The 5877-nt window shown below is 48.6% G+C and carries 3 protein-coding genes; all 3 read left to right on the forward strand.

From position 1 onward, the window contains the following. Positions 1–145: 145 nt before the first annotated feature. Positions 146–2740, forward strand: a complete 2595-nt coding sequence (gene adhE / locus F8N00_RS15675; protein ID WP_050677042.1) for a bifunctional acetaldehyde-CoA/alcohol dehydrogenase — start codon at positions 146–148, stop codon at positions 2738–2740. A gap of 191 nt (positions 2741–2931) precedes the next feature. Further along, positions 2932–4332: a hypothetical protein gene (locus F8N00_RS15680; protein ID WP_421018537.1), complete on the forward strand. Its 1401-nt coding sequence runs from the start codon at positions 2932–2934 to the stop codon at positions 4330–4332. A 462-nt stretch (positions 4333–4794) separates the two neighbouring features. After that, positions 4795–5877, forward strand: a 1083-nt coding sequence (locus tag F8N00_RS15685) for a metallophosphoesterase (protein WP_421018538.1), incomplete at its 3' end; no start/stop codon positions are given.

Here is a 5877-nt window from a genome sequence, read left to right on the forward strand (position 1 = left end):
GGATGGTCATGCACAAAACAGGAAAAAGGGGTTATGATTGATTTGTGAAGGAAAGCACAAACTATTGAAAAACAGCTTGGCATTCCTGACATAATGGTTGGCAAATCAAACTCAGATTCGTTCCACGACAGGGAGGAAACCACTCATGGCTGTGAAAGAAAAAACAAAATCGACGGCAACGCCGGTCGAACAAGCAGTTGGACAAATCGTTGAAAAAGGGCAACGTGCATTACAAGAATTACTGACATTCGATCAAGAAAAAATCGACACGATCGTCCGGGATATGGCACTTGCTGGACTCGAACGGCACGTCGAACTCGCTCGTCTCGCAGCAGAAGAGACGGGACGCGGTGTCTTTGAAGATAAGATGATTAAAAACATGTTTGCGACAGAATACATCTACAACAGTCTACGTCATGAAAAAACGGTCGGGATTCTCGAAGAAGATGTCCAAAACGGCATCACCTATATCGCTGAACCCGTCGGTGTCGTCTGTGGTGTCACACCGGTCACGAACCCGACATCAACGACGATGTTCAAAGCATTGATTGCGATCAAGACGCGCAACCCGATCGTCTTCGCGTTCCACCCATCGGCACAACGGTGTTCCGTCGAAGCAGCGAAAACACTCCGTGACGCAGCCATCAAAGCCGGGGCACCGAAAGACTGTATTCAATGGGTGGAAGAACCATCACTTGAAGCAACGAAAGTCTTGATGAACCATGAAAAAATCGCCATGGTCCTTGCGACAGGTGGAGCAGGAATGGTCAAATCAGCGTATTCAACAGGTAAACCGGCACTCGGTGTTGGACCAGGGAATGTTCCGTGTTACATCGAACAGTCTGCGAAAGTCAAACGGGCAGTCAGCGATCTGGTTCTCTCAAAAACGTTTGATAACGGGATGATTTGTGCGTCTGAGCAAGCCGTCATCGTCGACCAAGAGATTTATGCGACAGTTCGTGCGGAAATGGAAGCACTCGGTTGTTACTTCTGTACACCGGAAGAAAAACAACGCCTTGAATCACTCGTCATCAAAACCGATACGTGTGCCGTCAACGCGGACATCGTCGGGAAACCTGCGACATGGATCGCAGAAAAAGCCGGCATCGATGTTCCGGAAACGACGGTCATGCTCGTCGCAGAACTCGAGCACGTCGGAGCGGCAGAACCATTGTCTCATGAAAAACTCAGTCCCGTCCTCGGTGCGTATCGCGTCGCTTCGACCGAAGAAGCGTTCACGATTGCTGAACAAATGCTTGAAATCGGAGGTCTCGGTCATACAGCTGTCATTCATACGACGAACGATGACTTGATGACAGCGTTCGGACTCCGCATGAAAGCCTGCCGGATCCTCGTCAACAGCCCATCTGCTCATGGCGGAATTGGTGATCTGTACAACGAGTTGACACCATCTCTGACACTCGGTTGCGGATCATACGGGAAAAACTCTGTTTCTGAAAACGTGACAGCGAAACACTTACTCAACGTCAAAAAGGTGGCGAGACGACGCGTGAACATGCAATGGTTCAAGGTCCCTGAAAAAATCTACTTCGAAAAGAACTCTGTTCAGTACTTGCGGTCGATGACAGACGTCTCACGCGTCATGATCGTGACGGATCCAACGATGGTACAGTTCGGTTATGCCGATAAAGTAATTCAAAACTTGCCACAGTCCGTCAGTTACCGAATCTTTGACCAGGTTGAACCAGATCCATCGGTGACGACTGTTCAGACGGGTGCCCAAGCGATGCGTGACTTCAAACCTGACTTGATCATCGCTCTCGGTGGTGGTTCAGCGATGGATGCTGCAAAAGGAATGTGGCTCTTCTATGAACAACCGAACGAAACGTTCTCGAATTTACGTCAAAAATTCCTTGATATCCGCAAACGGGCGTATCAATTCCCGACACTTGGTCGTCAAGCGAAGTTCGTCGCGATTCCGACGACTTCTGGTACGGGTTCAGAAGTGACACCGTTCACCGTCATCACGGATAAAGAGAAAAACGTCAAATACCCGATTGCTGACTATGCATTGACGCCAGACGTCGCAATCGTTGATCCAGAATTCGTCATGACCGTCCCAGCTTCAATCACTGCTGATACCGGAATGGATGTCTTGACGCATGCGACAGAAGCATACGTCTCGGTGCTTGCGAACGACTACACGGATGGACTGGCACTCAAAGCAATCAAGATGATCTTCGACTACTTGCCACGAGCATATGCTAACGGATCAGACGCCGAAGCACGCGAAAAAGTGCACAATGCGTCAACGATGGCAGGGATGGCATTCGCGAACGCCTTCCTCGGCATCAACCACTCGATTGCACACAAAATCGGTGGCGAATTCCACACACCACACGGACGGACGAACGCGATCCTGATGCCACACGTCATTCGCTATAACGCGTCACGTCCAACGAAACTAGCAGCATTCCCGAAATACGAATCATTCGTCGCGGATGAACGGTACGCGGACATCGCACGCTACCTCGGTCTTCCGGCAGCAACGACGGAACAAGGGGTCGAATCCCTTATCCAAGCCGTTGCTGATCTTGGACAACGTCTCAACATCAAAATGTCATTCAAGGCGCAAGGCATTCAAAAAGCAGACTTCGAGGCAAAACTCGATAAGATGGCGGTCGATGCTTTTGAAGATCAATGTACGACTGCGAATCCGAAGATGCCGCTTGTCGCTGAGTTACGGACGATCATGGAACAAGCATACGAAGGCATCTAATAGAGAAAAAAATACCATGGCACCTGATCGTTCAACCGGCTTCTCACTGTGAGAAGTCGGTTTTTGTTTTGGGAATCAGTGGAGACAGTCAGAGAAGAAGTGGGATATAATGGCTGTTGAATGAAATTGATGTTTTTGGTTTCGCTGTAGCAGGAATATTCAAACATCAGACATAAAAAGGAGGAAATGGGATGGAGTCAAGGCAAGAAAGGAAACAACGACGGTTTTCCGTCTGGGATGTCCTGTTTGGCGTCCTTATCGGTCTCATCTTTTTCGGTGTCATCTATGGTGTGATGGCATTTTTGACTTCACAAATCACCTCATCCTCAGACTATCAGGATCTCGTGACGCAGATGCAACAGGCGGATGTCTCCTGGAAAGATGCAGACATCACGGTGTCATTGATGCTACTGTTCGTCGGTGGGCTGTCGATCACGATGCCGAGTGCGGTCCGGGAAGGAATCATCAATCAGGTGCTCGATGCGAGTTCTGCCGGCGATGTCTTATCGTTGTTTGGGATCGACTTAAAGCAAGTCCTTGCACCACTTACGTTTGATGTCTCTTACGGTACGTTACTCTATTCCGTTTTTGGCATCGGTTTGATCGTCCTGTTATTTTTAGTGTTACGGATTAAGGCAAGTCGTCTCGGGTGGACGATTCGATCGGTCAGTTTCTTCTTAACGGTCGGAATCATCTGGTTCATCCTTGCCGGACGCGGAAACGACGTGCCATTCCTCTCGTTACAAGACAGCTATGCGATGAGCGGTATCTTACCGCTTCTCGTCGTCAGTTTGCTTGGTTGGATGGCATTCTTCCCGCAAAAGTTATCCGGTCTGACAGCTGCCGGACGTGCCAGCTTACTGATTTTAATGTTTGCAAGTACGCTCCAACTCGTCTTTACGGTACAGGATGAAGCGGAATATGACGGCGATTCCTCACTACGGACAGCACTCACCGTCGCGAGTCTGAACGCCGGAAGTGGGGGGATGTATGACTGGATCCACGGCGGTCAAGTCGTGTATCAAGCAGATGTCCTTGGAGCGAATGCGGAAATCCCTGTCTCGATGTTAAACGGGGAGACCTCGACGGATCAGCTTAATGACTCGATCCAAAAAGTCGTTGATGGGATTGATACCAATCGGGTGACGGAACAATTGTTGACGTTACTCGGTGGAGAGCGCCCTGACTTGTCAGCGACACAATTGAAGCTCGATCCGGTTGATTACGGTGTCGCACGGCAGACGATCCAAGCGATCGATGCGGAATCGGCAGGAGCGACAGCGCCAGACGTCTCAAGTGAGAGTGCGTATTGGGTATTATTGCTGGTGACGTTTGCGATCTACTTCGTCTGTAGTATCCGCAGCTTTAAATCGATTGTTGATCCGTTCGTCTTTGCGATCGCGATTGGTGTCATCAGCTTCATCGTCAGTCAGGCTTCATACGTTCAGTTCGCGATGAAATGGCGGAGTGACGCCTTATTCGAGTTCGCTCAACAAACGGCAGGATGGACAGTAATATACGCCGCAGGACTTGCGTTACTTGCTGGAATTCTTGGTTATGTTGTCCGACGAAAGCCAGAGAAAACGGTGTAAGGAACGTGGAATGATGAAGTTCTTCCACTAGGAGATGTACCGTGAATCGGGACGACGAACGTTGCTGTCATGCTCGCTTTCCACAGGCGGGAGGTAAGTCGCGTATCCTAAACTGCGACCGGATCTCACCTGACCCTGACGAAAGCGAAAACCATGCTTTCTTTACCTGTAGGAGTCGAGAAGGAACAGTTACGTTCTACATCAAGCATAAACGATACGTTTTCAGGTTCATGACCTGAAATGTATCGTTTTTTTACGTGGTTCATCTCATTTGCATCATCTCCTTTTTTTACCATGTAAACTTGGTTTGTAAAGGGAAAATCAACAATGTTAAGCCAGTATTTGGAATTAGTTAAGTAGGTTAAATAAGACGGATGTCCGACCTATTTGAAAGGACTATTAGCTATAATCGAACCATGCTAAATTAATGAAGCAGTCAAAACATCCTGGGGGGAAATTTAAATGAAAAAAGCTACAAAGCTCGTCATCGCGTCGACATTGATCGCACCGATGCTCGTACCAGTCGTCCAAGTCAAGACACTTGCTGCCGACAACAGTGTCGTCAAATTACGCTTCTTAGAAACAACGGATTTACATACGAACTCAATGAACTACGATTACTTCAAGGATGCGCAGGACGAAACGATTGGTCTCGTCAAAGCCGCTACAGTCATCAAACAGCAACAAGCTGAAGTGGGCGCTACGAATAGCTTCTTGTTCGATAACGGAGATACACTTCAAGGAACGCCATTCGGTGATTACGTGAAGAACCAGTACGACAAAGGAAACAAAGGCAAACATCCGATGTACGAATTGATGGAGTACCTTGGTTATGACGCGGTCACGCTCGGAAACCATGAATTCAACTTCGGTCTTGATTTCCTTAAGTCAGCGATGAGTGCTTCGAGCGGTTCAATCAAGTTCGTCAACTCGAACGTGTTGGATGCAATCACGAAAAAGCCAATCGTCGCGGACTACAACAAAGATGGAAAAGACTATCAAATCATCGAACGTCAAGTCAAGGACCAGAACGGTGACATGAAAACAGTTAAGGTTGGTGTGTTTGGAGTCGTCACGCCACAAATCATGGCATGGGATGCGGGGAACCTGACGGGGAAAGTCACGGCTGAAGATATCATCCCGACTGCTAAAGCCACAGCGAAAAAATTAAAAGATGCTGGCGCAGACGTCGTCGTGGCACTCGCGCACACAGGGATCGGGGATACGACGGATCAAAAAGATGGCGATGAGAACGTTGGCTACGCGTTGACGAAAGTCGCAGACATCGATGTCTTGATGACAGGTCATCAGCATGGGAAGTTCCCAGCAGCCGATTCAGCGTTCAACAAACTGCCGAATGTTGATAAAGAAAATGGCTTAATCAATGGGAAACCAGTCGTCATGGCGAACACACAAGGGAAAAACGTTGGTGTCATTGATCTTCAGTTAAAGGAAGTTGACGGGAAATGGGTCGTTGATACGTCAGGTGCAAAACTAGCGGACGTGACGAAAGATACGACAGCAGATGCCGGTGCTGTCAAGTCT

Source organism: Exiguobacterium sp. A1_3_1, assembly GCF_048985645.1.
Taxonomy (GTDB): Bacteria; Bacillota; Bacilli; order Exiguobacteriales; family Exiguobacteriaceae; genus Exiguobacterium_A; species Exiguobacterium_A indicum.